This is a genomic window from Paenibacillus harenae (assembly GCF_030812415.1).
Taxonomy (GTDB): domain Bacteria; phylum Bacillota; class Bacilli; order Paenibacillales; family Paenibacillaceae; genus Pristimantibacillus; species Pristimantibacillus harenae_A.
On sequence record NZ_JAUSST010000001.1, the window covers coordinates 85,592 to 111,632 of the forward strand.

The 26,041-nt window shown below is 52.9% G+C and carries 23 protein-coding genes; 5 read left to right on the plus strand and 18 right to left on the minus strand.

All coding sequences use genetic code 11. The annotated features are described in order from the left end of the window. Positions 1 to 10: 10 nt before the first annotated feature. The 3 genes from J2T14_RS00370 to J2T14_RS00380 all read right to left on the minus strand — a co-directional run bounded on the left by J2T14_RS00370 (position 11) and on the right by J2T14_RS00380 (position 3,148). Positions 11 to 277, minus strand: coding sequence for a CD3324 family protein (locus J2T14_RS00370; protein WP_373458085.1), 267 nt, complete (start codon positions 275 to 277; stop codon positions 11 to 13). 833 nt (positions 278 to 1,110) lie between these two features. Beyond that, on the minus strand, positions 1,111 to 2,082 hold the full coding sequence (locus J2T14_RS00375) for an EamA family transporter (RefSeq protein WP_307466640.1): 972 nt from the start codon (positions 2,080 to 2,082) through the stop codon (positions 1,111 to 1,113). Between the two features lie 298 nt (positions 2,083 to 2,380). Further along, positions 2,381 to 3,148: an RNA polymerase sigma factor gene (locus J2T14_RS00380; RefSeq protein WP_307466643.1), complete on the minus strand. Its 768-nt coding sequence runs from the start codon at positions 3,146 to 3,148 to the stop codon at positions 2,381 to 2,383. A 189-nt stretch (positions 3,149 to 3,337) separates the two neighbouring features. Here J2T14_RS00380 and clpP point away from each other — a divergent pair, with 189 nt between their 5' ends. Further along, positions 3,338 to 3,922, plus strand: coding sequence for an ATP-dependent Clp endopeptidase proteolytic subunit ClpP (gene clpP, locus J2T14_RS00385; RefSeq protein ID WP_307201124.1), 585 nt, complete (start codon positions 3,338 to 3,340; stop codon positions 3,920 to 3,922). An 11-nt stretch (positions 3,923 to 3,933) separates the two neighbouring features. Here the strand turns inward: clpP and J2T14_RS00390 are convergent, their stop codons facing one another. The 4 genes from J2T14_RS00390 to aroC all read right to left on the minus strand — a co-directional run bounded on the left by J2T14_RS00390 (position 3,934) and on the right by aroC (position 7,061). After that, positions 3,934 to 4,404, minus strand: coding sequence for an AAA family ATPase (locus J2T14_RS00390; protein WP_307466646.1), 471 nt, complete (start codon positions 4,402 to 4,404; stop codon positions 3,934 to 3,936). A gap of 2 nt (positions 4,405 to 4,406) precedes the next feature. Next, positions 4,407 to 5,156, minus strand: a complete 750-nt coding sequence (locus J2T14_RS00395) for a tRNA(His) guanylyltransferase Thg1 family protein (protein WP_307466648.1) — start codon at positions 5,154 to 5,156, stop codon at positions 4,407 to 4,409. Between the two features lie 123 nt (positions 5,157 to 5,279). Further along, positions 5,280 to 5,684 (minus strand): hypothetical protein, encoded by a 405-nt coding sequence (locus tag J2T14_RS00400; RefSeq protein ID WP_307466650.1) that lies wholly within the window; start codon positions 5,682 to 5,684, stop codon positions 5,280 to 5,282. A 321-nt stretch (positions 5,685 to 6,005) separates the two neighbouring features. Then, the gene (gene aroC / locus J2T14_RS00405; protein ID WP_307201132.1) at positions 6,006 to 7,061 is read right to left on the minus strand and encodes a chorismate synthase; all 1,056 of its coding nucleotides are present in this window, start codon (positions 7,059 to 7,061) and stop codon (positions 6,006 to 6,008) included. A 113-nt stretch (positions 7,062 to 7,174) separates the two neighbouring features. Between aroC and J2T14_RS00410 the strand changes: the two genes are divergently transcribed. After that, positions 7,175 to 8,059: a LysR family transcriptional regulator gene (locus J2T14_RS00410; RefSeq protein ID WP_307466653.1), complete on the plus strand. Its 885-nt coding sequence runs from the start codon at positions 7,175 to 7,177 to the stop codon at positions 8,057 to 8,059. 10 nt (positions 8,060 to 8,069) lie between these two features. Here the strand turns inward: J2T14_RS00410 and J2T14_RS00415 are convergent, their stop codons facing one another. The 3 genes from J2T14_RS00415 to J2T14_RS00425 are packed head-to-tail and all read right to left on the minus strand — an operon-like array spanning position 8,070 to position 12,111. Next, entirely contained in the window at positions 8,070 to 8,603 is a 534-nt protein-coding gene (locus J2T14_RS00415) for a hypothetical protein (protein WP_307201136.1), read from the minus strand. A 59-nt stretch (positions 8,604 to 8,662) separates the two neighbouring features. Further along, positions 8,663 to 10,351 (minus strand): extracellular solute-binding protein, encoded by a 1,689-nt coding sequence (locus J2T14_RS00420; RefSeq protein WP_307466657.1) that lies wholly within the window; start codon positions 10,349 to 10,351, stop codon positions 8,663 to 8,665. Next, on the minus strand, positions 10,348 to 12,111 hold the full coding sequence (locus J2T14_RS00425; protein WP_307468550.1) for a sensor histidine kinase: 1,764 nt from the start codon (positions 12,109 to 12,111) through the stop codon (positions 10,348 to 10,350). The genes J2T14_RS00420 and J2T14_RS00425 overlap by 4 nt, the downstream gene beginning before the upstream one ends. Positions 12,112 to 12,309: 198 nt before the next feature. Between J2T14_RS00425 and J2T14_RS00430 the strand changes: the two genes are divergently transcribed. After that, positions 12,310 to 12,822 (plus strand): PCYCGC motif-containing (lipo)protein, encoded by a 513-nt coding sequence (locus tag J2T14_RS00430; protein ID WP_307466659.1) that lies wholly within the window; start codon positions 12,310 to 12,312, stop codon positions 12,820 to 12,822. Positions 12,823 to 12,896: 74 nt separating this feature from the next. On the opposite strand, the gene J2T14_RS00435 is transcribed toward J2T14_RS00430, so the two are convergent. The 6 genes from J2T14_RS00435 to thrC form a co-directional block, all read right to left on the minus strand. Next, positions 12,897 to 14,105: a VWA domain-containing protein gene (locus tag J2T14_RS00435; RefSeq protein WP_307466662.1), complete on the minus strand. Its 1,209-nt coding sequence runs from the start codon at positions 14,103 to 14,105 to the stop codon at positions 12,897 to 12,899. A gap of 1 nt (position 14,106) precedes the next feature. Beyond that, the gene (locus J2T14_RS00440) at positions 14,107 to 16,431 is read right to left on the minus strand and encodes a DUF5682 family protein (RefSeq protein WP_307468551.1); all 2,325 of its coding nucleotides are present in this window, start codon (positions 16,429 to 16,431) and stop codon (positions 14,107 to 14,109) included. A gap of 5 nt (positions 16,432 to 16,436) precedes the next feature. Continuing rightward, the gene (locus tag J2T14_RS00445; protein ID WP_307466664.1) at positions 16,437 to 17,528 is read right to left on the minus strand and encodes an ATP-binding protein; all 1,092 of its coding nucleotides are present in this window, start codon (positions 17,526 to 17,528) and stop codon (positions 16,437 to 16,439) included. Further along, complete coding sequence (locus tag J2T14_RS00450; protein ID WP_307466666.1) at positions 17,504 to 19,327, minus strand: HEAT repeat domain-containing protein; 1,824 nt, start codon at positions 19,325 to 19,327, stop codon at positions 17,504 to 17,506. The genes J2T14_RS00445 and J2T14_RS00450 overlap by 25 nt, the downstream gene beginning before the upstream one ends. A 59-nt stretch (positions 19,328 to 19,386) precedes the next feature. Then, entirely contained in the window at positions 19,387 to 20,826 is a 1,440-nt protein-coding gene (locus J2T14_RS00455; protein ID WP_307466672.1) for an SWIM zinc finger family protein, read from the minus strand. 148 nt (positions 20,827 to 20,974) lie between these two features. Continuing rightward, a complete protein-coding gene (thrC, locus tag J2T14_RS00460; RefSeq protein WP_373458086.1) occupies positions 20,975 to 22,186 on the minus strand; it encodes a threonine synthase in 1,212 nt (403 codons plus the stop codon). A 149-nt stretch (positions 22,187 to 22,335) separates the two neighbouring features. On the opposite strand from thrC, the gene J2T14_RS00465 reads away from it, so the two are divergent. Further along, positions 22,336 to 23,223 carry a LysR family transcriptional regulator gene (locus J2T14_RS00465; RefSeq protein ID WP_307466680.1) on the plus strand — a complete coding sequence of 296 codons (888 nt, stop codon included), beginning with the start codon at positions 22,336 to 22,338 and terminating at the stop codon, positions 23,221 to 23,223. Positions 23,224 to 23,284: 61 nt separating this feature from the next. On the opposite strand, the gene J2T14_RS00470 is transcribed toward J2T14_RS00465, so the two are convergent. Further along, positions 23,285 to 24,292: an aldo/keto reductase gene (locus tag J2T14_RS00470; protein ID WP_307466682.1), complete on the minus strand. Its 1,008-nt coding sequence runs from the start codon at positions 24,290 to 24,292 to the stop codon at positions 23,285 to 23,287. Between the two features lie 188 nt (positions 24,293 to 24,480). Here J2T14_RS00470 and J2T14_RS00475 point away from each other — a divergent pair, with 188 nt between their 5' ends. Then, positions 24,481 to 25,299 carry an AraC family transcriptional regulator gene (locus J2T14_RS00475; protein WP_307466685.1) on the plus strand — a complete coding sequence of 273 codons (819 nt, stop codon included), beginning with the start codon at positions 24,481 to 24,483 and terminating at the stop codon, positions 25,297 to 25,299. A gap of 33 nt (positions 25,300 to 25,332) precedes the next feature. Here the strand turns inward: J2T14_RS00475 and J2T14_RS00480 are convergent, their stop codons facing one another. Then, positions 25,333 to 25,929, minus strand: a complete 597-nt coding sequence (locus tag J2T14_RS00480; protein WP_307466687.1) for a YdcF family protein — start codon at positions 25,927 to 25,929, stop codon at positions 25,333 to 25,335. Positions 25,930 to 26,041 lie beyond the last annotated feature (112 nt).

Genomic DNA, 26,041 nt, shown 5'->3' on the forward strand with positions numbered 1-26,041 from the left:
CGACGAATCATTAGCGAGCCTTTACGATAATTTTGCGGATGCTCTCGCCGGATAGATGATACTTGCGTTCTAGGTCGGAAACCGTCCAGCCATTCGTATAAAAAGAGTAAATCTCGGCGTTGCGTTCCGCGAGCAGCTTTCTTGTCCCGCTTGCTTCGCCCCAACCGATGCGTTGATTCGATGGTTTGGGTATATAGATCAGATCGCCCTGAATGTATTTCTGAAGCTCCGTCAATAAGCTAGGGGGAAGCACATCTCTCCCATTTTTGTAGTTCACGATAAACGTCCTCCTCGAACATGTTCAATTTTGTCGTATTCGTATTCGCATGGCTGTTCATTTTTACTACAGTTGCATTTTTCATAGCTTTTACTGCCTCCTTTCGCGTATTTGAAATTCGTTTTTGTAAACAAAAAAAACCGTGGACGTCATTCCTCCACAGCATCCTTCATGCCATTTGTGCGACAGTCTGCTGCCGCTTGCTCGCCTAACGATGCTTCCTCGCAGCATGAGACGATACCGGATCGATTCCGGCGTCAGAGGATATTCAGTTAATATGCAATCACCGTCATTCCACTCAGCATGTTGTTCGACTCCTTTCCATCCCTGAATTTATGTCGTGCACGTATTGATTATAATGAAAGCACTTTCACCTTACAAGAAATATTTCTCAAATTTGCAGGTTATTTTTGTTAGGCGTTCATTCGTCCCGACAAAAATAGGGGGAGGCCTTTCGGCCTCCCGTTTATGGATGATTTCCGTCTATTGCTAGACGGAAATCACCTCAAGGTTGTGATACAAAATAGATCAACTCCTTTCCTAATGATTCGTCGGCCCGACAACCATAGTATACTTCCATTTTATAGGATGGCGAAAGAGAAAGCATTTTTTATAAATAAACTTTACCAAGGGTTGCGATAGCATCTGCAAGAGTTGTTTGCGATTCCGATGATCGGATCCCGGATAATCGACGTCGTCTCTCGTCCCCCTTGATTTTTATGTAACAAAAAAACGCGCAGGACCCTTTGGTCCTGCGCGTTGCGATGTCGCAGTGAGGCCAATGCGAAATGCGTGAGCCTACCGCGGATATCGATCAGGCGTGCTAAACGCCATTATACAGCATGATAAGCCTGTTTGCCTCGTTTCCGCTTTAACAGCTCAGGCAAAGCGATTCCGATTAGAACCGCAGCAACTCCCGCCCATTGAAGCGCGCTTACGTACTCATTCAGTACGAAGGCCGACATCATAACCGCAACGGGCAGCTCGGAGGCGCCAAGAATGCCTGCCATCCCTTCCCCGATTCTCGGAACGCCGACTGCGAACAATACGGGTGGAATGAAAGCGCCGAAGAAACCAAGCATTAGGCCGATCAAGAACAAGCCTCCCCACAACGTTCCGTCGAACAGAAAGGCCGGCGTGAAAAGAATGAATACGAGCGCCAATGCACCTGCCAGCATCCATGCGCTGCGGTAAGCAGGGTGCGCGCCGGGAACGGCTTTGCCGCTGAACCAAATGAACAGCGTATAGCTGACAGCCGACAATAACCCCAATATCACGCCGGTCATATTGAATTGGGAAGTACCTTGTTCAAGTATGCCTGCAGCGAGCAGCGTTCCGACAAGCAATACGGCAAGGCCTAGCATCATCGGGCCGCTTGGCCGTCTGCGCTGGCGAACCGCTTGAACGACGATGCTGATCCACGTGAACTGGAATAGCAGGATAATCGCGAGCGAAGCCGGTATATGCTTAAGCGATTGGTAGTAGAGCAGACCGGTTATCGCGGTCGGTGCGCCTGCAGCCATTAGCAGAAGACGCTGCTTCCAAGTCAGTCTTGATCCGGGCGGCTTATTCGCAATACCGCTGACAGTAGTAGTCGACTGCGAATCCAATTCGTCCCGCTTCGATAGCCGTCGCTCTCTCCATTTTGTGAATAGTGCCAGTGCCCAAGCAAGTATGAACCCCATCAGCAATTGACTGCCTACAACCTCGCCCAGCTTGTAGCCTTGACCGTAAGCAAAGACAACGATGGTGGACAATATGCCGTAGCTTGCGGCTCCTAGAAATACGGATAATAAATACTTCATGCGTAGTTGATGCTCCCTTCTTGCTGCTGCTGCCCCGATCCTTTGAACGCAAACAAAAAATCCTAACCCCGAATACGGTTTAATCGTGAGATTAACCGATATTCGTAGTTAGGAAGTATAGGCTTCCAGTAGAGACCCTCACCCTGTTCCAACTCGTTAAGCTGTGAGGTTATACGATTGATATGTTATTGTTTCCGAACAACAACTCGTATGTTACACGACAAGTGAACTATTGTCAATCGGTGCATCGCAAAAATTCGTCTGGTTTATTATTGAAGCTAACCTGTACGGCCGCTTACTAAGCAGCCATTAGCATACTTGCGCCGCTATCGTATGAATACGCTCCGTTAAAGACAGCGCCTGTACCGACTGCTTGCGGTTTCCGCCTGCCAATAATGCCAGACACGACAGCAGGTACGAGCTGTTCCTGCTGCATAAGCTCGATCAGCATGGCAATATCGTTCATCTGATACGCATTTGCCAGCGCTTGGACGTATGCGATGTCAGCGGAATGACTGTTCTGTGACTCCGTCTTTCTATCCTCAATCAGGTCCCGCTTAACGAAGGCAAGCGATTGACGGGCCCGGTGCAAGGCGGCTTTGACCGCGCCTTCGGTCGTACGGAGCAATTGAGCGGCTTCGGTCGCCGAATAATCAAGCACGTCGCGCAGCAAAAAAACGGTTCTTTGCAGCGGGGGCAAATGCCTGACGAGTGAATGGAACAATCGCTCGATCTCGAAGACGGAATGACTGCTGTCAACGATTAGACCGTCAACGTTATTGATACGATTTTGCAACAGTTTGAGAGTGACGTCCTTCCTTCTGGACTGATCGATCCACGTCGTCTTTGCAATCCGAAGAAGAAGCGCCTCCGGGTTTTGGTGCCCTTTCGACCGGAGAACGGGTAACGCTTTGAGCCATGTATCTTGGGCTAAGTCCTCCGCGTCATGTCCCGACTTCGTAATCGACAAGCAATATCGGCGTACGGTTGCATGCAACTGGTCGATTGGGATTCCGACTGTCTGGATCGTATCCGTCTTCATGGAACGTGCTTGCTTTAATGTCATGAGCCAGCCTCCTTGACGCTTATCGTTTAAGTAAGTTCCACACATCAAACATAGTGCCTTCTAATAAGAAAACGATTGAGATTAACATAAGGATACGCCAAATAAAACTTTTTGTTAACCGTATCTTCTGCCATTGGCCGTTCGTTTACGTAACGAAATCGAAATCAGTAGCATACGGAGGTAATGAAGATGAGTTCCTATGTACCTTATGTTGTGGAGCAGACTGGGCGCGGCGAGCGATCGTACGATATTTATTCCAGGCTGCTGAAGGATCGGATTATTATTTTGGGCTCAGCGATCGATGATCAGGTAGCGAATAGCATTATTGCTCAGATGTTATATTTGGCTGCCGAGGATCCCGATAAAGAGATATCGTTATACATCAACAGCCCAGGCGGATCCACGACGGCCGGTTTCGCGATTTTTGACACGATGCAATACTTGAAGCCGCCCGTGCATACGATCTGCGCCGGTTTCGCGGCATCGTTCGCAGCTATTCTGTTGCTGGCTGGCGCTAAGGGCAAGCGGTTCGCGCTGCCGAACAGCGAGATTATGATCCATCAGCCGCATGGCGGGGCTCAAGGTCAAGCAAGCGATATTGCCATAAGCGCGAAGCGGATCATCAACATTCGTTCCAAGCTGAATAGCATCGCCGCGGAACGAACCGGGCAGCCGATCGAGCGTATCGAGAAGGACATGGACCGGGATTATTTTATGTCCGCCGAAGAAGCGCTTGAATATGGAATCATCGATAAGGTTATAACATCGTTATAGCCGGCACGACATTAATATGAAGCTGGACCGGGAAGCTGCGGCTTCCCTGCCCTGGCTTCAACTGTAAATACACCATTCTTCGATGTGACGTCGTAGATGTCGTCGAACCCTTCGTCCCATGTCGGCTGCTGAAGCTTCTTCATGACGCTCCTGATGCCGATTTCCGGTATCTTTGCTTTGCCGCTTCGCCCTTCATTCCGATTTATCGACTCCAGGTAGTCCGGCACGAAATAATAGCCTACGATTCGGAACCGATGCGCTTGCGCCTTGTCGATGTATGCTTTGCGATCCTCCGCCGTCGGATTCGTATTATCGACGACGAAAGGCTGCTTTGCCTGCAATAAGGCGTCCAGAAGAATCGCTTCGCGGCGGCGCGTTCGAAGCATATCCATGTTAAGCCGCATATGCGTCTCGTACCATTTTTCCTTGAAAAACGTCGATTTCCCCGCTGCTTGCAGTCCTACGAATAGGAGCATCTCCATTCTTACTCATCCTTATCCCGAGCATGACTTGAATATACGTATTGGTTAATGTAAGCCCTATTCTGCGAGAACACGGGCGTCTCATGGTCGACCTCCCAGCGGTTGCGAACGACATCGCCCACTTGCAAAGGCTGCTTCGTAATGCAAACGCCGCGTTTCTGCCACACCGGAAGCTCATTCCAGTTAATGCCCTTCGCTGTGAAAAGCTTGTCCTGCGTTTTTTTGCCATCCAATCCTTGCAGCTCGCTCTGCGGGAAGTGCGCCTGGGCTACCATCGAGATGCTGTTCTTGGTCGCATCCTGCTGCCGCCATAGGAAGTAGTTCGTCACTTCGTCTTCCGGAAGCACCCACGCCCGGCTGTCGAAGAACGCCAGCTCTTTGTCCGGATACACGCTGCGCATAATATCATTGAATTTCGCCGTTGCCATAGCGGCCGATACGGACACCATCTTCTGTATATTATTGTCATACCAAGCTTGTGTGGTCAGCTTATCATTGTTCGTCAGCAAAATCGATATTTCATCGCTTTGATGGTAAACGAGCTTGCAGCCCATCAGCTGTCCGGCCAAATATTTGCACGTTTCCCAGAACGCTTGCGTAAGCTTCGCGTCAAACGGTTTGTTGAGCCCTCGCGTAAAGGTATGAAAATGACACCCGTCCAACCGCAGCAAAACCGGCATGCGTCTAGGCAAGCTGTGGCGAAACGCGTGTTCGTATCCTTTCATTCGATTGCCGAAATCATCGTTCTTCATCTCGTAAATCTCCCTTCTGAGGCTAAACTATATTCGCTGCGGCATGCTTTATTTCATTCCCGCGGGAAGTATGGACCCGGACAAAGCGGCCCGAGATATCGATGATCGTGGAAATGGCGGACGTCAGGCAAATCCAGCGACTCTCGGGGCATACGATGGCATACGAGCTTCACTGCTATTTTTAATGGTAGCAAGGCGGTATGGAATGACCGTCCGTCTCTGGCGATATTCGGAGTTCTTAGCTGATTGACGAAAAAAATGAGTGTTAAACAGCTTGCTGTGCGTAAATTGGCGCAGATTTTTCAGGAAATTCTGGAATGCCGCCGAATGATGCGTTTTCCTTGAACGAATATGATTTATGATCACATCTGGAATCGGCGATGGACCGCTCTTCCAGTTTTCTTTCTTCTTTGAAAGGCGGTAATGACCGTAAACGAGCTTCTCTTGCCAGTTCACGTCTTTTGGAGAAAATCGATAGATAAGCAGTTGCCGGTCTTTGGCGGCAGTGCGCATCAATTTGCTTACCATAGGAGTAGCGCCGTCGGCAAGTATTCCAATGACGGGGCCCAGACGAATAATGCCGTTGCGAAAAAGGGCATGAAACGTATTGCCCGAAGGTATCGGACAAGAATGGAATAGTTTGTGCGATAGGACGAGGATGCGATCTTGTACGGTCGCGGTCGTCTCTCATTAAGTTATGGGGCATCCGTCCACTCGACACGGTATATGCCTATTCAATGTCTATTCTGTTGCAATTGCAGCACGATAATCCCCTGTGTCCGCAACAAGATGCATGAAAAAACCATCCCAGTAGATCTGCTGCTGGAATGGCTTTCGTCTTTTTTATGGCTAGTCGTGCAGAGCGGCTTGGCGTTTCATTAGATCTTCAAGGACGATACAAGCCATCGCTTCGATGACAGGCACGACGCGCGGGCAGATGCAAGGGTCATGACGGCCTTCCGTCACGATGATCTGCTCCTCGCCGCGAACGTTCATCGTCTGCTGCGGCTTCGAAATCGAAGAGGTCGGCTTCACCGCGACGCGGAATACGATTTCTTCGCCGTTGCTAATGCCGCCGACGATACCGCCCGCGTTGTTCGTCATATACCCTTCGGCGTTCATTTGATCGTTATGCTCGCTGCCCAGCATGCCTGCGGCGCTGAACCCCGCGCCGAACTCGATGCCTTTGATCGCGCCAATCGACAGCATCGCCTTCGCCAGTTCCGCATCGAGCTTATCGAATACTGGCTCACCGACTCCCGGCTTCACGCCGCGAATGCGGCATTCGACAATGCCTCCGCAGCTATCGCCGACGGCCGCAAGCTCTTCAATGCGTTTCACCATTTTCTCCGCCGCTGCGGGATCGCATGCACGGACAGGGTTCTTCTCGATCGATTCCTCAACGAACGATTCGCACTTGATGCCTCCGATTTCCTTCGAATAGGCAACGAGGCTGACGCCTCTTCGCTCGAGCAGCTTGCGCGCAACCGCGCCTGCGGCTACACGGCCGGCCGTCTCGCGACCGGATGCCCTCCCGCTTCCGCGATGATCCCTTATTCCGTATTTGCTCAAATAAGTGAAGTCCGCATGTCCAGGGCGGAACGCATGCTGAATGTCGCTGTACGCTTCAGGCCGCATGTCCTTGTTATGCAGCATAATGAATAGCGGGGTTCCCGTCGTCTTTCCTTCGAATACGCCCGACATTATGTTAATGATGTCGTACTCCTTGCGGGGTGTCGTCACGGACGATTGCCCCGGCTTGCGACGATCCATCTGCACTTGAATATAAGGCTCGTCGATCTCCACGCCTGGCGTTACTCCGTCTATAATGACCCCAACCGCTTCGCCATGCGATTCGCCGAATGTCGTAACTTTAAATGCTTCTCCATATGAACTTCCTGGCATATCATGTTGCCTCCTGTAGCTGCTGCTTGATTTATGTCCTCATTATAATTTAGTATATGAAATAAATGAAATCGTAATATCGATGTCTTGTCATAGAGAGGATCTATATCATAATGCTGATGAATATGGAATGGTATCGCATCTTCCTTCATACGGCCCGCTCGGGCAACCTAACCAAAGCTGCCGTCGAGCTTCACATCACGCAGCCGTCCGTCAGCTATGCTATTAAGCAGCTAGAGGAAGGCTTGCAGGTCAAGCTGTTCGATCGGTTGTCTAGAGGCGTTCAATTGACGGCAGAAGGTGCAGCGCTCTTCGATTTCGTGCAGAAGTCTTTCCATCTGCTTGATGCAGGCGAAGCGCGCATGCAGGCGTTGCGAAAGCTCACTGCGGGAGAGCTTCGCATCGGGGCTAGCGGGCCGATTATGAAGCATGTGCTTCTCTCGCCGCTTGACAGCTTCCATGCTCAATACCCGGAGGTGCGAGTCAGACTTTCCCAAGGCAAATCATCCGATATCCGTACGAAGCTGAAGGAAGGCCATATCGACGTTGGGCTTGTCCATCTTCCGTTCGCCGATCCCGAGCTCATCGTCCGTCCGCTCGTCACGATTCAGGATTGCTTCGTCGTAGGAGAGGCCTACCGCGAATGGACGGAAGAAGTTAACGATCCGTCCGTGCTTACAAAAATACCGCTTCTGCTCTTAACGCAAGGAAGCAGCACCAGGCGGTTCGTCGACCAGTGGCTGGCTTCGCAAGGCGTGCAAGCGGAAGCGGATATTGAATTGAGCAGTATAGATATGCTAATTGAATTTGCTATTCGCGGCTATGGGGCTGCATTCATTACAGAGTCCTTCGTCCGGGAAGAGCTGGGCAGCGGCAAGCTGCATTCTCTTAAGCTAACCGCCAATCCGCCGGTGCGCGAGATCGGAATTGCCGTACGTGCGGATCGTTCGTTGTCGATGCCCGCGGAGCGTTTCGTCGAATTGCTTGAGAACGTCTAGACTCGTCTAGCTAGACTGGAGTAGATGAAACAACCTCCCATCTATGGCGGTACTGCTCCAGCTTTGCATGAAGCCGGTCCGGCTCTGACGATACAATAAGCCGCAGCTTCACAATCCAATCCTCGAACGAAGAATACGAGGCAAACTGATTCGCTGTCTCTGGCGTCAGGTATAGGAAGTACGGGGCCGGATACGTCTCGGCAATATGCCGAAGGACAGAATCAATGGGCGTATACTTCTTGCGTTTGCCGTCCAGACGATCGACGATGACCTCTTCTCTGCCGGATTCCCGCTTCCATTCGTGAAGCCTGTCTTCACGCTTGTAATATGCGCTGACCGGCGACTTCGCCATCCGTCTAACGCTCTCCTCGTGCAGCGGATACAGCACGAACTTGGCAAATGATTTCTCCCTGGCGACCGCTGCCGCAATCTCCAGCTCCTGATCGGATATTGCCTCGAAGGAGTCATAGAAGATAAGCGTCCCTTTCCTCGTCTCGGGGGCTGGCTCGTAGCCAAAAGGCACTTTCATATTATCGTTGGTCATTCCAATTCCTCCATCCAATCTCTGTATATGCTTCTCATTATACCCTGAGCGGCAGCAAATCATGGCTGTTCGGAAGCCTGCGCTTTACGCACTTCTTCACCCACCTCTTGCGTTATTTGATTACCGCCTTGATTCGACCAAGTCTGAGCGAAGGAGTCGAAAGCGTCGACCGGCAGCTCGCCGGTCAATATTTTCAAATACGTCTCGTTCTCAAGCTTCTGCAGCGCTGCCCACTTCTTCTCCATCGATGGAGTCGTATCGTAAAACAAGCTTTCGACCTTAATCATCGGCTTCTTGCTAACGGCACCGCCCAGCAAATACGCTTGCGAGCTGCTCCAGGCTTCCAGGTTTTTGCGCGGATGCTCGATCTCCATTAACAAGTTATCGTACAGCGTTCTCGTCTCCGTATCAAGGGAATCCAGTTCAATCTCCCGATTCAATGCCAGAATGAGCTGGTCATGCCGCTTGACGACAGCATCCGGATAATCGAGCAGCAGATCGAACGGGTAATAGTTGCGAAGATGAGCGCCTTGCTGCTCCGCGATCGTCCGCAGCTGCTCGCCTGCCTTCCAGTTCGGAACCTGATTGCGCTCCAGCTTCGTCAACAAGTTCAGTACCTTAAGCGCAGCTTCCGGGTATGCGTAGCCTTTGCGGACGACCAAGTAACGGTCGGTCAGCGGCGCCGTCTTCGTGACGAACATGCCTTCCGCGTCGGTCGGTGCCAAATACACCCGCCATTCCGCCTTTGTATCGTTCGATACGGAGCTGATCAGCGGCCAGTATGGACCCCACCATGGCGCGAACACAACGCCGGCGTTGTTGTTCGTAACGAGATCGTTGATTTCTTTGCGGAGCACGAATTGCGAATCGATTATGCCTTCCTTATACCACTCCGAGAGCTTGGCAAGCGCAGCTTTAGCTTCCGGTTGAATCGACCCGTAAACGAGATTGCCCAGCCCATCGTAGATCCAGCTCTTTGGAAAAGAATGATAGGCGGCGAACACGCCGTTAAGACCGTGTACGCCCGTCTTCTCGCCATATACGAGCGTGCGCTCCACAGGTATGCCCGTCGTGTCGTTCTTTCCGTTGCCGTCGGGGTCGCCTTTTATGAATGCGCGGACGATCCTCTCCATGTCTTGGAGCGTATTCGGCGGCTGCAGCTTCAGCTTCTCGAGCCAGTCCTGCCTTATCCATACGTAAGAGGGGGCGTCCGCTTCAATCGCAACGTTAGGTAAAGCGTAGAGCTTGCCGTCGACCGATGCTTCTCTTAGTGCCTGACCGCCTGTCGAATCGTAGATCTCCTTGACGAGCGGCGATGCGTACCTCGGATAGATGTCGGTAAGGTCCTCGATCAATTGCTGATTCTTTAGCACTCGGAACTGCTCGCGATTCACGATGAACGCGTCGGGAAGATCGTTGCTGCGGATGGCTAGATTGAGCATGCTCTTATAGTTGTCCTCGCCGCCCGCTTCCCAATCGTATTTGATGGCAACGCCCGTCTGTTCCTCAATGTACCGGGTCAGAAAGTTATTGTCGCTATTATCGCCTTCGGGCAGCTCGATATCGGAGTAAGAGTATGCGATCCGCAACGTAACGGGGGGATGGAAAGGCAACTCAGCCTCCATCTGATCGTTGGCAGTTGAAGTAGGCTCATTGTTCTGACAAGCCGTTGCTAGGAGCAATCCGAAACCACTTGTCAACAACAGTATACGATTTATTAATCGCCTCATACGATCATCCTTAGTCAATGATATCCCATCCTTCCGTCCTCGATAGCTGCAGGTATTTCAACGGAGAGCACGGTTCCTTGTCCCGGCGCGCTCGAAATACGAAGCAAATCGCCGTTGCCATAATAACGGTCAAGCAATCGCCGCACATAATTAAGTCCAATGCCCATCCCGCCCAGAACAGGTGTTCCGTCCCCCGCGCCAAGCAGCCGTGCCAGCGTAGACTCGTCCATGCCGGGACCGTTGTCGACCACTTCCACGCGCATCTTGGCCTGCTCCGTTTGCCGGATCGTAATGCGAATTACGCCATGATCCTCGTTCTTGCCGTGATAGATGGCATTCTCGACAAGCGGCTGCAGCAGAAATCTCGGAATCGGGATATGATTCGTCCGTGGATCGACGTCGATCCGGAAGTCGAGCTCCCCCTCGTATCTGATGCTTTGCAGCTCGATATATTTTTGCAGCGCTTCGATCTCGTCCCGTACCGTTACGATCAAACCCGGCTTGCCCATATTATAGTGGAGCACCTGCACGAGCAGCGTGACGATGCGGTCGATATCCTCCTGCCCGTTGGATCTGGCTAACCACTGCACCGTATTGAGCGTGTTGTGCAAGAAATGCGGATTGATCTGGCTCAGCAGCTTCTCGGTCTCTAGTTGGCTCTTCATCCGTTCGTTGCGGCCGACCTCGTGAATCAGCTCGTTGACGGTCGTCTTCATCACTTGAAAGTTGCCGAGCAATTGGTCGAACTCCTCGATTTGGGTGTAGCTGACCGGCGCTTCTCTGTCTCCGGTCATCTTGACGATTTCCTTGTTCACTTTGCGCAGCGAGCCATATACTTTGCGCCAGATGAGCATCGCGATAAAGATCGCCAGAGCGGACGAGCCTACGAACAGCAAGCCTATGCGCTGAAACCACGCATTGATCTCGTGATTGATAATGCTTTGGTCGACTGCCGTTACGAGCTTCCAGCCTTGGGCGCTCTCGTAGCCGAACAGGTAATGGCTCTTGAACAGCTTGCTTTCGGACACGGCCATTTCCCAACGCAATTGTCTAGGGTCGAACGGCGGTATGCCGGTATCGGCGAAGATCGCCTGTCCTTGCTCGTTGATCAAGTAATGAGATACCTTCATACCGTACCACTCGCTGTTCATGATTTTGCGAAACAAATTATAGTTGGATTCCAAATAGATGTAGGCCGAATCGACGCGGTCCGTCTTCAATTCACGCATGGAGGAAAAAACGATATTCGTACTGTTCTTGTACTGCGTACGATGCGGGCCAAAGTAGTCGGCGCCGTTGTAGCGGACGAAGGCTGGAAGATGATCAACGCCGAACGCGCCGCTAACGGCAAGATTCGTGAACAGAATCGGATTTTGCTGGCCGGGACTATAATAAACGGTTAACCCGAGATTCGGATTCGTAAAGTTAACGATATTAAGGCTTGACTCGATATCCTTCATCATCTCCGCCTTCTCGGTTACGCTTTCCGTGTTCAAATATTCGCTTACCTTCTCGGCGGTTAGTCCGTCGAGCGCGAATTGCTTGGATACGAAGTCGAGATTGCTGAGCAAATTTTCGAGCCCGGTCGCCTCTTGTTCAAGGCTTGCATAGATTCCGGTACGTATTTTGTTGGAGAGAATCGAATGCAAGGAAGAATACGTATAGACCGAGAACAAGACGGGCGGGAATAAGCATGCTATGAGCAGGTAGAACACAAGCGTTCGCCGTAAAGTGCCCGTCTTGAACGGATGCGGCATTTGGCGAAAAAATCGCAGCATGTACAATCGATCATGCCCCTTCCGGCGGAAATCGCTTACATCGTTTATTTTACCAATAAAACCCATGAGCTGTAACTAGTAAAATAGCGTTAGTTTTCCTGTTGTCTATGATTTGTCAATATCCTACTCAAGCTCTCAGCTTATAAGATGATATAATGGTCAGTAGGAAGCTTACATACAGAAAGGAGTTCCATTCCTTTGAAAAAATCGATTCGTTCTGCCATATACTTGCTCGTGCTTGCCGGTTTTGTGCTTGGCGGCTGCTCGAATAACGCGCATGAGGCTCATAACGAGGAAACATCGTCGCATGAGGACCAGCATCATACCGTTTCCGGCGATCTCCAGGAACGGACAGCTTCTCTGGCTGAACTCCCTTCCTTCCTGAACGCCGCGTCGCCAACGATACGGACAGCCTATGCCGTCGCGGCGTCCTTGACCGATACGCTGCCCTACATTCCGTGCTATTGCGGCTGCGGCGAGAGCGCAGGACATCGAAGCAATCTCAATTGCTTCATCGCTGAAGTGAAAGAAGACGGCTCGGTCGTCTGGGACGATCACGGTACGCGCTGCGGCGTCTGTATGGAGATTGCCGTGAAGACAGCGGCAATGAAGGAAAGCGGCGTAGAGCTGGAGCGCATCCGTCAAATCATCGACGACGCGTATAAGGAAGGTTACGCGAAACCGACGTTGACGGAGCTTCCTTCCGCTTAAAAGATTGAAATAGAGGGCTGAAACCAAAGTCATCGTCAATGACAGCGGTTCAGCCCTCTTCCTTATTCGAGCTATTATACTTTCACTGGCGACAGCGTCGCTGCAAGCTCCTTCAAATCTTTGCCCTTAATCGCCCCTTCGACGAGCTCCGCCAATCGATCCGGCGAGCAGGCGAAGCTCGGGATGCCCATGCCGGATAATCGCTTGGCAAGCTCGGCGTCGTAAGACGGCGCGCCGCTATCCGAAAGAGCGAGCAGACATAATACGCTGACGCCCGATTGCTTCATATGCTCCATTCTGCGTATCAATGCCGACTGGTTGCCGCCTTCGTAAAGGTCGGAAATAAGGATGAATAACGTCTTCTTCGGATCGGTTATGAATGGCTCGCAATAGACGACCGACTTATGGATATCGGTTCCGCCGCCAAGCTGAATGCCGAACAGCATGTCGACGGGATCGGCAGCGCATTGCTCGCTCAGATCGACGATTTCGGTGTCGAAAGCGACGACTCGGGTATCGAGCGACGGCAAGCTGGCAAAGATCGAGCCGATGATCGACGCGTAGATGACCGATTCGGACATCGAGCCGCTTTGGTCGATATCGAGGATGACCGTCCATTCCCTGCTTCGCTTCGCCCGATCGAAGAAGTAGAAGCGCTCGGGAATGAGCAGCCCGCTGTTCGTATCGTAATGGCGAAGATTGCGGCTGATCGTTCGCTTCCAATCGAGCCCCGAGAACGACGGCAGCGGCGAATGCTTGCGTTTATTGAGCGCGCCGGTAACGGCCCGCGTAATCTGATCGCGAAGCCGGCTCATGATATCGTCGACGACCTCCTTCACAAGGAGGCGCGCCGTCTCCTTCGTCTGCTCCGGAATACGTCCGCGCAGCGACATGAGCGTGGCGACCATGCGAACGTCGGGCTTGATCTGTCTGAGCGTCTCCGGCTCGAACAGTAGCTGCTTCAGCCCTTTCCGCTCGATCGCATCGCCTTGGATAACGGAGACAATATCCGAAGGAAAGAACGTCCTCACGTCGCCTAGCCACTTGGTAAGCTTGGGTGCAGACGAACCTAATCCGGCCGAGCGGCGGCCTGAAGGCGAGGCATCCTCCTCGCCCCAAGGTGGCGTCTGGTCATAGATCGCGGCTAACGACTCATCCATCGCAATCCCTTCCTCGTCAAGCAGCGAGCCGCCGCCCGCCATGCCTTCAAGCTTTTGCTCCGCGGCCTGGCCTAATACGAGCCTCCATCTTCTAAGCTTCTCTAACCGTTGTTGATCGTCCATATTAGATGTCTCCAAAGTCGAACTCATCGAGTTCGGTTAATGTTTGCTGCTCTTCTTCGCTTAACGGCTGCGACAATGCGTCGCCTCCCTCCAAAGCGCCAACGTCCCAAAGCTCCCCGAGCAGTTCCGCCACCATGCTCCTGTCTCTTGCTTCGAAACCGCTGAATGCCCGACGAAGATAAACGAGCGAGCGCCGGAACTGCGTCTCATCGAGCGAGTGAATATATAGATCCAGCTGCTCCCAAAGCTGCCTTCTTGATAGAAGGACATAGCGGTTGCGCAGAGACATGCCTTCGAACCAACCTGCTCCCGTATCGGCGTCCGTGCCTGGCGATAATCTGCGCGATACTTCCGCCGCCAGCCGATCTGCTTTGATCAGATTGCGCTCCAGCAGCAAGGCGAAAGCGAGTCCGGACAGCTTCGCATTGCGATCGTCCCGATAGGCAAGCAGCTCCAGCTGCTTCAGCCAGCGCTCGTCATCCACATCGTCGTAATGCTGCTGCGAGATGGCATGCATATCGATCATCGCCGCCGCTATTGCTGCAGCCGCTTCGTCATTGCAGGCGGCGCTGTCCACAAGCAGCAGCGTACCGCGCAGGAACAATTGTTTAAGCAGAGGGATAAGCACGCTCGTATCGGCTTTCCTCACATCGCCGAACTGGATGAGCGCGGACAGTTCGCGCAGCGCGCCGGCTACTTGTTCGATAGCGCCTGCATCTACGGCAAGCTGCTGCAGCATGCGCCTCGCATCCTCCATCGATGATGGAAGGCCGCATTCCCAAGCTTGCTTCACAAGCTTGGCGGCCGTTCGCAGATCGGGACTCTGCTCCAACGCTTCCTTAATGGCGAATGCGGCTGCAAGCTCTACCGTCTCGCCCTTGAGCGTAGCCTCGACGATCTGGATCTCCGCTTCCGGCGACCACTGCAGCACCCAATGCTCAGCCCATGTGGCGCCGTCCTGACGAATGGTCTTCTTGCGGACGAAGCTGATTCCCAGCAGCTCAAGCCGCTGAAGGAAGAAAGAGCGACGAAGATCGATGAATGCCGCCTCCTCAGACTTGACCCGCCGATTCTCGCGCAGGTCAAGCTCCAGGTCGGCTGCTACGGCACTTTTGTATTTGTCCAGCTTGAGCAGCTTCAGATTGCGGTTCAGATCGTCTTGAATCGGCGTCTGGCTAACTCCTTCGGGCAAGGCGCCAATGCTCGTTCCGATATCGGTTTTCACAAGCGCTTCCGATACGACCGATAGCTCCCCATGCCCCAAGCATACGATTGCCGCATCACGCAGATCCCTCCATACGGGCAGACGGCCGCCGCGAAGCGACGTAAGCGCCTCGGCAAGCCTTACCCCTTCGATGACCGAAGCTGCCGAACGATAAGTGCCGCTCTCGCGCATATAGCCGGCAATCTTGGATAGATAGAGGGGCGCAAGCTTGCCGGGATCATCGGCTTGCAGGCATTGCCATGCTAAGTCGAAGTACGCCGGTGCGTGATTGCCCGCTCCATAACCGGAATGATTCGAAAGCTTGTAATTCGAATACGGCATCAGCGTCAGCTTCGTATCCCTTCTCGGAAGCGCTGCCGCTTCCTCGTCCGACATCGGCGCAATCGCCGTGGTCAGCGCCGATACGTGGTAAGCGCCTGCGATAACAACGATCCGATCAGCCGGTACGCCGCCAGCGATCGCTTCTGCGATTCTGCTTCGCATATAAGCTTCGCGGATATCGTTCGAAGCTGCTTCGAGCGGCGTGCTGCTGCGCTCCTCTTCCTCGTTCAGCAATCTCATCTGCTCCGAGAAAGCCGCAATCGCGCTTCTGTAAGTGTCCGAGGCGGACGAATGCTCGAAATACCGTTCCCAATACGAGTCGTAATCCGGTTCTCCGGCAAGCTCGGCTACTTTCTCGTAACGTTCATTGACGTTGCTCCAGTGCTGCTGAGCTTCCTGCTTGATCCCCTCTTCTACGGCTTCCCGTTTGCCAAGGTGCATGCTGATTGCTATATTCGACGGCAGGTCGATGAACCTTGCCTCCGCGCCATTGCTTGCCGCCCAGCGGAACGCTTCATATTCCGGCGAATAAGAGGCTAACGGGAAAACGAGCGTGCGAATCGGTAATTGGTCGGTATACGCTAATATAGCGACCGGCGGTGTAACGCCGCTTCTCGTTATATGGCCGATTAGCGGCGTTGCGTCTGCCGGTCCTTCGACGAGGACAAGCTCAGGCTTGATTTCGTTCAGAAAATGCCGCAGGTGAATCGCGCCCGCAGGCGACAAATGGCGGATACCGAACAAATGCACGCCGGCTGTTTCTTTAACCGCAGCCTTCATAGCGCTCACGAGCTAAGCTCACGGCAAGCGTTGTACAGGCCGCGCCATTCCGATCCGCGTTTCTTCATGACATTCTCCAAGTATTCCTTCCATACGGCGTCGTCTTTGCCGTCATCCTTGACGACCGCGCCGAGCAGCCCCGCCGCCAAGTCTTCATCGGAGACGCTGCCGCCGCCGAAGCTGGAAGCGAGCGCCATGCTGTTCACGAGCAGGGATATGGCTTCTGCGGTTGAGATCGCGCCGCTCGGCTGTTTAATCTTCTCCTTGCCGTCGAGCGTCATGCCTGCCCTAAGCTCGCGGAAGATCGTGACGACCTTATGAACGGCAGCTTCCGTTGGCAGCGCCTCGCCAAGCCGGTAGTTCGCCGCGATCTCGCTAACCCGCTTGCGAACGATGTCGATCTCCGTATCCAGGTCGGCAGGCGCTGGAAGAACGACAATATTGAATCTGCGCTTCAAGGCGGCGGACATATCGTTGACGCCGCGATCGCGCGTGTTCGCCGTTGCGATGATCGAGAACCCCCGATTAGCGGGTACTTCGCTGCCGAGCTCGGGAACGGTGATCGTCTTCTCCGACAAGATGGAGATCAGCGCGTCCTGCACTTCGGAGGCGCAGCGGGATATTTCCTCGAACCTTGCGATACCGCCCGTCTCCATCGCGCGGTAGATCGGGCTCTTCACGATCGCTTCGTTCGAAGGTCCGTTCGCAAGCAGCATCGCGTAATTCCAGGAATAACGAATTTGCTCCTCGCTCGTTCCCGCCGTTCCTTGAATGACCTTCGATGAATCGCCATGGATGGCTGCCGTCAGGTTCTCCGACAACCAAGACTTTGCCGTACCCGGCTCGCCGATCAGGAGCAACGCCCGATCCGTCAGCAGCGTCGCTATCGCAATCTCCACGATCCGCCGATTGCCGATATACTTCGGCGTTATGGCCGTTCCGCCCGCTTCACCCCCGATAATGAAGGTTAAGACGGCGCGGGGGGACAATTGCCAGCCTTCGGGGCGCTCTCCTTTGTCCGACGCTCGCAACGCTTCAAGCTCATGCGCGTATAGCTTCTCGGCCGGCAGTCTTAACGTACTTTGCTTTTGATCCATGATAACAATCCCGCTCCTTTGGTTGTATCCTCTTCCGCCTTAGCCGCGACAAGGTCTGCCAGCTCAAGCAGCTTATTGCGCGCTTCTTCATAATAGAATCGATCCTCGACCAGTCTTATCCGATCCGCATAGCGGCTTGGAAGAGAGGCGATCAACAGGTCCGTTTCTTCCTCGAAATAATAAATTTGCTTCGGCCTCGCTTTTTCGATCGTGCTCATGATCAGCTCTGAAGCATCTTCGTGGCCGAGACGGACGAGCGCCAGCAAAATCGTTGTCGTACGGTAGGTTGCGATGTTCGATTTAACATTGGCCTTGTTAAACAAGTAATCGACAACTTCCTTGTCCGGCTTGACGGCAAGCCTTGCGACAAGATCTTCTTCGTTCATTTTGACAAAACGGTGCACCCATCTGTCATCCCATACAATTGAGGGTTCGGGCTGCTGCACATTCTCAAGTGAATGACGGAGCTCATGCAACGGTCCCGGGACCCATTCATGGAACACCTGCAACAGTTGCTTCGCGGCAGGTCCCTTTCGATCATCCAAATAAGGTCTATAGGCTTCATAGGCGTCCGCAGGCTGCTCGAGCCTAATCGCTGCCTTGAACGAATAAGCGAGCAGATTCGGCCGCTTATGCCTAAGCTCATGAAGGAATGCCAGCGCCTGGGGATGCCCCGATTCCAGCAGCGCCTCGGCCGCTTCGCTCTGAATACGCGACGTCTCCGTGACGTCTATCGCGTCATCATTGAGCAATCTCATTAGAAAATCGCGCTCGGCCGCATGTTCGTCCGGCGATCTCAGGCCGCCCAGAACCGCCAGCATCCGCTCCAGCCAGCTAACGCTCTTTCCATCAGCCGCCATCGCTCCGAGCAGCTCCTCGCCGAATGCCAGCACGCGCTCCTTCAGCTTTGGATTGCCGCTTCTGCGAATCGGTTCGGCCGCTATGGCGGTATCTTTCTTGACAAGCGCCTCCATCAGACGCTCCAACGCTTGCTCGCTGTCGCTATCGGATAACGCGAGCAAGGCAGCGCTTCTAATCTCCTTCTTGCGGTCTTGCGACAGCTCCAACAGCTTTTCCTCAAAATCGGAATCGTTAGCGGCTAAATGAATGGCGGCTATCCGTACAGGCTGCGAGCCTTCAAATGCCGCTTTACGAACAAGCTCCTTCGCTGCAGCCGTCTCTTCCTTGGACGTTAACCGATAAATGGCCGTCAGCTTGCGCGCATCCCCGCTCCCGCCTTGCAGATCGAAGCTCGCATGAAGCACGGGCAAGGCGCGCTGGCCGATCTTCGGCAGCACTTCCTCGGCCACGTATTCCGCGATTTCCGAATACGTATCTTCGAGTGCCGCGACGGCCGGAACAACCGTTCGCATATCCGCAAACAAGCCATCGGCGTTCGCTTGGCGAATGGCCTCCAATCGGCCTGAGCCGCTGTTCGTCAATGCATCGATGACCGGTTGAAGCTTGCGATACGAAATGGCGGTAGGCGCTGTTTCCAAAGTGTCCTTCAAACCGATAGGACGCAGTTCTCCGGCTGCTTCCGCCGATCCTTGCGTATGTAAGATCGCATGGAGCAGCACGGATAGATCGAGCAGCTTCGTTGCCGCTTGGTCAGGCGAAGCGCCCAGTACGCCGCTCACCGTCTCGGCAACTTTCTTGAATACCGGCGCGGCTTCTCCGAGCCGTTCCAGCTTGGGAAGCATCGCTTCCAGCCGCAAGTCGTTAGGCGCAAGGGAGGCGCCAGCTATGAATAGTCGCCGCATGTCTTCGTGCAACTCGCGTAATAATGGTATGCTCATCGTTAACTCCTTTGACCGGTTATTTGAATGTATAAGTTCGCATTGACGGCGGTTGGTGTCTAATAGAGTAATCGTATCGCTTCATCCTCGGCAATAAGCGCTAAAGGCTGCGCTTGCAGCCGGCCTGTATCCAACCGGTCCTCGAACATGACGAGAACGGCGCAGTCCGTCAAGCTTCCCTCCTGAATAAACGGCAGAAAGGATAAGGTTGGCTGTCCTATCGCCTCGATATGGCCGAGAGCAATACGTTTGCCCTGCTCATCTTCCATCGCATACCCGTCTTCCGTCTGCCCGATCCTTGCGGCATGCAGCAGCATGAACGGGTTTTTGTCCGAAAGCGGATTTTTTAGCACGTTTTTAATCGTTTTGAGCGCATCCGGGTATGATTTGACGGCGTGCTGACGCACCGCTTGCCAATCGGCGGCTGACGTTTCCCGCAGCGTCATTTCCTCCCAGCGCGCCCTGCGATTCCATTCGCCCGGGTATACAGCCAGTTCCTTCGTCTGGACGATATGGAAGTAAGAGTCCTCTTCCTTAATAAACTTGGCGGCGCGGAACGGCCGATAGGTGCGAGTCGCCACAAGCTGGCCGTCATGCAGCTGCATCCAATAGCCTTCGTCGACGTATTCGCCGCGGGCCTGATCGCTGTAGGAACGGAAGCTAAGCTGGATTAATTCAACCTGTTCGCGAACTTGCCCCGCTTCTCTGAGCTCGGCGAATTGCCACGCATGCCCAAGCTTCTCCTCAAGCGCGCTATCCGTGCTTATAGCCATCTCGGGATCCGCGATTCTAGCGGTCAAGTAATCCCGGCCTCGCTTCAGAAGCGAATGCAAGGAAGTAAGCTGCTCAGCCGCCTCCACGTAGCCGGAAGAAGCGCTTTTCTCCGAACGGAGGCAATCGATCAGCTCGCGGAAGGACGCCTGCAGTCCGGGAACGAAATAATTGCCCAGTTGCTTCGCTTGCTCCTCATATTGGCGCAATGCCCTTGCGTCAGCAGCCGCTAAGCCTGAGGTTGCCAATTGCTTTAGCAGCTTCTCAGTCAGTTCTATGCCTTCAAGCTGTGCGGCGAGCTTCTTGGCCAACGCGGACTTGTTCACCTTCCTCTTCGGCGACGCGCCATCGCCCGTAACGGCTGCCTCCTTCTTCTTCTCCTCGCGTTTTTCCGCCTTTTCCCGCTTCTCGGCGATGTCGCTCGGCAGCTCCGCAACGGAGAATGTCTGACCGGCTGCAGCTGCATACAGCAAACCTAAAATATGTTTGCACGGAAACTGCCTGCTCGGACAGGAGCAGCGATAAACAGGCTGCTCCTGATGCATGAAATCCGCCGAACAGCGATAGGGCTCCTTGCCGCTGCCCTTGCATTCCCCGAACAGAAGCGTATCGTCTTTCGTTCGGTTCAGTATTGGAAAGCTATTTTTGCGAACGAGATCCTTGCCATTCTTAATGGATGCCGCGTTCAGTGCAATCGAATCTATATATGCCTCGGTTAATGCAACCATAATTCCCCTCGCTTGTCTGATTGGATTTCTCTTTACTTCCACAAAAGCGGGCCCGTTTCCTGCCGCAACGCAATAACCCGAACGGTTACGACCGTCCGGGTCCTCTCATTTATATGCAGGCTCATTTCAAAGTTATGCCATTGCGCGACTACCCAAACAAATGTTCGGCAAACACTTCCTGTTCATATCGCTGCAAGGCATCTAAGTCTTTGAGCAGGTTGCCGGTCAAGAGACAGACGGCCGTCTCCTCCCGGTCAACGATGCCGCTTGCCGTTAGCTGCTTTAATCCGGCGAGCGAAGCGGCGGAAGCGGGCTCGCAGCCGATACCCGACCGGTCAATGACTGCCTTGGCTGCGAATATTTGCTCATCCGTCACCGAAACCGTGACGCCATCCGTAAAGGCTAACGTTCTAAGCGCCTTGCGCCAGCTTGGCGGATTGCCGATGTTCAAAGCGCTTGCTTCCGTCTTCGGCTTCTCGCAAGCAACGAGCGATTCGGCGCGCTGCTCGACCATCCGGTGGAACGGGCTTGCGCCTTCCGCTTGCACGACCGCCACGCGCGGCACCTTCTGAATAAGTCCCAGTGTCTTCAGTTCCTCCAGCCCTTTGCCTAAGGCAGCCGTATTGCTAAGCGCGCCGCCCGGCAGAACGATCCAATCCGGCAGCTCCCAGTTCATATATTGCGCAATCTCGAACACGATGCTCTTCTGGCCTTCGATGCGGAGCGGGTTGACGGAGTTGCACACGTACATCCCAAGCTCCTCGGCATGCTGCTCCAAATAAGCGAGGCCGTCATCGTACGTGCCCTTAAAGCGAACAAGCTTGCCGCCGTAAGCTATGGTCTGTCTTATTTTGCTTGCGGCAACGCCTTCCTCCGGCAAGTAGACATACGCTTCGCCTCCGGCTATCGCCGCATACATCGCCAGCGATGCCGACGTGTTGCCGGTTGACGAGCACGCGAAGCGGTTCATGCCCAGCCACCTGCCATGCGATACCGCAGCCGTCATCCCGTTATCTTTGAACGAGCCGCTTGGATTCTCGCTTAATGCCTTCAGCCATACGCCTCTTGCACCTGCGTATACTGCCCCTGTCGTTGAACGATATAGGCCGGTATTCCCCTCGTATTTCGTTACGATCTGCTCCAATGGCAGCTCGGGATGAATGAGCTCCTTATATCGCCATACACCTCCGGCAAGCGCCGACATACGGTCCGATAGCCGCTCGTGAAAGAGCGTCTTCAAATATTCGCCGTCGAGCCGCGCCAAATCTTGTTCAATCTGCAATAATCCTCCGCAGCTGCATCTTGTCCGAGGTTTATACAAATCCCAACTTTTCGAGCATTCCGTGCAACATAGCTTCATAACTAACGCCTCCTATTGCTTGATGAAGATCGGCTTGCAGCTTCTTCGCTTGAGGCTTACAATAATCGATAATGATTGATAAATATAATACATATAATTTCACTTATCATAAAAAAAATTTATGCAAATCTAAGAGGAGGTCATTCCTGTTGAATCTACATGCGCTCAAGCTATTCCATACGGCTGCCCAGGAAGGCAGCGTCACTCGCGCTGCGGAACTGCTGCATATTAGCCAGCCTGCTGTCACCGTTCAAATTCGGAATCTGGAGAAAGAGATCGGAATGCCCCTTCTGCTGCCCAAAGGCAGAGGCATCATGCTTACGGAAGCGGGACAGTTTGTCGCCGATCAAGCTGGCCGTCTATTCGCGCTGGAAAGTGAGATCGAACGAGAAATAATCGATTTCAAGTCGGGATTAACCGGCAAGCTTCGTATCGCAGCTACCTACTTGCCCGCCAACTTCCTGCTGCCGCGCTGGATTGCCGTCTACAAGAGGGGGCGTGAAGGCGTGCAGGTACTGCTTCAAACCGCGAATGCTCAAGATGCGATGTTTCGGCTCGCCCATTATGAAGCCGATCTCGCCATCATCGGCGGCGGTATTGAGCCTGCACCGGGAATCGTCCGCAGCTTGCTCTTCGAAGATCAGATGTGGTTCGTTGCGCCTAAGGGCCATGCGCTTGCTAATAAGAGGGAAACGACGCTGGCCGAGGTTCTTCGGGAGCCGTTCATTATGCGCGAGGAAGGCAGCCGAACGCGAGAGATGCTGCTCGCGCTTTGCCGGACGGCTCGTCTCGCCCCTCCCCGTGCCGCGGTAGAATGGAACGGAATGAACGAAGCGGTTAGGGCGGTCAAGGCCGGAGTGGGACTTCTATTCGCCTCGGCATCGGAAGTTCGCGAGGATGTGGATCGCGGAGATGTATCATTTGTAAACGTTAGCGGCATTCATGCCGTTAATCCGATCGCTATTTATTATCGCGAGGGCGAGACGTTGTCTCAGCAAGCGCAGGCTTTTATTGAAATCGCAAAAAAAGGCAGCTAAGCCTCATACGGTCATAGACGTGATCGTACGAGCTGAATAGCTGCCCTCTATTTTTTCTATATTACCAAGGCACATCTCCGATATTGTGCATAATGCGGTCGATCTCGGCAAGCTCGTCAGCCGTTAACGGCGCATGAGCGAGCGCCTTCACGTTCTCCTCGATTTGACTGACGCGGCTAACGCCGATCAGCGCAGATGTAACGCCGCCTTCGCGCAGCGCCCAATTCAGCGCAAGCTGAGATAACGTCTGTCCGCGACCGGCTGCGAACTGCTCAAGCGCGCGGAACTTCTGCACGCGCTCTGGCGTCAACGCGGCTGGTTTAAGGCTGCTCGCTTCCGGCGATTTGGATTCAAGCTCGATTCTGTCTACGTATTTGTTAGTCAGTTGGCCTCTGCCTAGCGGACAATATGCAATCGAACCTACACCCTCATCTTGCAAAATATGCTGCAAGCCATCCTCGATCCAGCGGTTAAGCATCGAATAGTTCGGCTGATGGATAAGGCATGGCGTGCCAAGCCGCTTCAAAATATCGATCGCCTGCTGTGTCTGCTCCGCGTTGTAGTTGGACAAGCCGACATATAGCGCTTTGCCGGATCTCACGGCATAATCGAGCGCGCCCATCGTTTCCTCGAGCGGCGTTTCCGGATCGGGACGATGCGAGTAAAAAATATCGACGTAGTCGAGCCCCATCCGCTGCAAGCTTCGGTCGAGGCTTGCCAGCAGGTTTTTGCGCGAACCCCATTCCCCGTAAGGACCTTCCCACATATAATAGCCGGCTTTCGTGGAGATCAGCATTTCATCGCGGTAAGGCACAAGATCCTTCTTATAAATGCTGCCGAACGTCTCTTCGGCTGAACCTGCCGGCGGACCGTAATTGTTCGCGAGGTCGAAGTGAGTGATGCCCAGATCGAATGCGCGCGTTACCATTGCTCTCGAGTTCTCCAGCGGCTGATTGCCGCCGAAATTCTGCCATAAGCCAAGCGACAATGCAGGCAGTTTAATGCCGCTTCTGCCGCTCCGCTTGTATTCCATCTCCGAATAGCGGTCTTTGCTTGCTTTGTATGTCATTATTCCAGCTCCTCGTTATTGATCGTATCCATTTATTTCTCATGCAATAATGAAAACGATGATTTCCGTTACGCTTCAAAGTATACTTAGAAAGAAAGGCGATTGGAATGTCGACAAGAAAGTTTAATATGGTATAATGCAAGTTACCTAAAACAAGTAACCCAATACGGCCCCGGAGCTGATAACGAATGAATGAACGATATGACCTGACATATTTCTATAGCGGCAAAGAGGCATGTTATCCCGGCTATACGTGGGGACCTGGCGTGAAGGACAGCTACAAGCTCGTATTCGTGCACGAAGGATGCGGTACTTACTTCCTTAACGGCAAGCTGCATCATCTCCATAAGGGCCAAGGGTTTGTCGTATATCCGCATATGCTGCTCTGCATGAAGGCCGATGAAACCGATCCGTGGACGCATTCCTGGCTAGCCTTCCACGGCGATTGCATCGAGTCATTGCTTGAGCAGGTGCATCTGACGAGAGAAGCCCCGGTCTTCGAGCTATCCGATTCAGCATGGTACGATCCTTGGCTCGATCAGTTGCAGGCTGCTCATGCGATGAACCGCAACGGCGTTCTTGTGATCCATAGCCTGCTCTACCTTATCGTGGCGAGCTGGCTGGAGGAGCTTCTTGCTCCGATTATGCGGCAGCCTGCTCCAAGAGCGAAGGAGCTATACGTGAGGAAAGCAACCGAGTATATGAAGGCCAACTATTCGAACAAGCTTAGCATCACGGAACTGGCGAGCTGGATCGGCATTGACCGTATTTACTTATCCGCCTTGTTCAAGGAGCTTGGCCTGCAATCGCCGCAAGCTTATCTGCTGCAGCTCCGGATGGATAAAGCATGCGAGCTGATGCGCAATCCCGAACTGACTGTATCGGAAATTGCCCATTCCGTCGGCTATCAAGATCCGCTCCTCTTTTCGAAAATGTTCAAAAAACGAAAAGGCGCGTCGCCTTCCCATTATCGTCAAACGATGAAACATTCAAGTAACGTTCGATAAGGTGAGAGCTTATGCGCATTCCCGGGCTGACCGTCACTTATTCGATCTTATAATCCAAACGTAATGGATCAATCCTTTTATTTCATTATGGACACGCTTACTGCCATTTTTATATTTCCACCAGTTATCAGGTCGGGTTGTTCTGTCTAGAACAGGATGAAAACTATATTCAATCCATGGAGGTGCATACTTTTGAAGCGTTAAATGACACCTGCGCATGTGGTAAAAAGCTGTACAAATCATTATACGATTTATGTTCAATAATCCGATGTAATGATCCAATACAAGCAATGATTCAATTACATTTTCCTTCGTATTAGTCGATTTAGTCTCCGCGATTATGTCTTTCTCGGGAACACCTCTCTCTAATGCCGTTTTCTTCATCGGTGCCGATTCAAAAAACTCACCGTTATATCCACCTGAAAACAGGATTTTTGACGAACGGCCTAAAAAATATTGCTTTACGGCCCCTGGCGTGCGGAACTTATTACCTGTGCGACTTGCAGGAACAAAGATGCAATCGCACGGCTTTCCGTCATCGCTAATATTTTTAAACAGAATGTCATTTATCAACTTTTTAGAAATAACTTCTTGGTCCAATTCAGATAGATACAATACTATCGCCACCATTCCTCCAGCTCTTTTTGAAAATTGTATGATTCTAGATAATAAGATTATTGGCGTAGCAGCGGCCATGAGGCCCAAAATAGCGGCTAAATGATGCAGCGAGAAAAGCAGCATA

Excerpts from the sequence above, each read along its gene's own strand:
- J2T14_RS00375 (WP_307466640.1), bottom strand. The coding sequence starts at position 2,082 with ATGAAGTATTTATTATCCGTATTTCTAGGAGCCGCAAGCTACGGCATA.
- J2T14_RS00380 (WP_307466643.1), bottom strand. The coding sequence starts at position 3,148 with ATGACATTAAAGCAAGCACGTTCCATGAAGACGGATACGATCCAGACA.
- clpP (WP_307201124.1), top strand. The coding sequence starts at position 3,338 with ATGAGTTCCTATGTACCTTATGTTGTGGAGCAGACTGGGCGCGGCGAG.
- J2T14_RS00390 (WP_307466646.1), bottom strand. The coding sequence starts at position 4,404 with ATGGAGATGCTCCTATTCGTAGGACTGCAAGCAGCGGGGAAATCGACG.
- J2T14_RS00395 (WP_307466648.1), bottom strand. The coding sequence starts at position 5,156 with ATGAAGAACGATGATTTCGGCAATCGAATGAAAGGATACGAACACGCG.
- J2T14_RS00400 (WP_307466650.1), bottom strand. The coding sequence starts at position 5,684 with ATGGTAAGCAAATTGATGCGCACTGCCGCCAAAGACCGGCAACTGCTT.
- aroC (WP_307201132.1), bottom strand. The coding sequence starts at position 7,061 with ATGCCAGGAAGTTCATATGGAGAAGCATTTAAAGTTACGACATTCGGC.
- J2T14_RS00410 (WP_307466653.1), top strand. The coding sequence starts at position 7,175 with ATGCTGATGAATATGGAATGGTATCGCATCTTCCTTCATACGGCCCGC.
- J2T14_RS00415 (WP_307201136.1), bottom strand. The coding sequence starts at position 8,603 with ATGACCAACGATAATATGAAAGTGCCTTTTGGCTACGAGCCAGCCCCC.
- J2T14_RS00425 (WP_307468550.1), bottom strand. The coding sequence starts at position 12,111 with ATGCTGCGATTTTTTCGCCAAATGCCGCATCCGTTCAAGACGGGCACT.
- J2T14_RS00435 (WP_307466662.1), bottom strand. The coding sequence starts at position 14,105 with ATGGACGATCAACAACGGTTAGAGAAGCTTAGAAGATGGAGGCTCGTA.
- J2T14_RS00440 (WP_307468551.1), bottom strand. The coding sequence starts at position 16,431 with ATGAAGGCTGCGGTTAAAGAAACAGCCGGCGTGCATTTGTTCGGTATC.
- J2T14_RS00445 (WP_307466664.1), bottom strand. The coding sequence starts at position 17,528 with ATGGATCAAAAGCAAAGTACGTTAAGACTGCCGGCCGAGAAGCTATAC.
- J2T14_RS00450 (WP_307466666.1), bottom strand. The coding sequence starts at position 19,327 with ATGAGCATACCATTATTACGCGAGTTGCACGAAGACATGCGGCGACTA.
- J2T14_RS00455 (WP_307466672.1), bottom strand. The coding sequence starts at position 20,826 with ATGGTTGCATTAACCGAGGCATATATAGATTCGATTGCACTGAACGCG.
- thrC (WP_373458086.1), bottom strand. The coding sequence starts at position 22,186 with ATGAAGCTATGTTGCACGGAATGCTCGAAAAGTTGGGATTTGTATAAA.
- J2T14_RS00470 (WP_307466682.1), bottom strand. The coding sequence starts at position 24,292 with ATGACATACAAAGCAAGCAAAGACCGCTATTCGGAGATGGAATACAAG.
- J2T14_RS00475 (WP_307466685.1), top strand. The coding sequence starts at position 24,481 with ATGAATGAACGATATGACCTGACATATTTCTATAGCGGCAAAGAGGCA.
- J2T14_RS00480 (WP_307466687.1), bottom strand. The coding sequence starts at position 25,929 with ATGGTGGCGATAGTATTGTATCTATCTGAATTGGACCAAGAAGTTATT.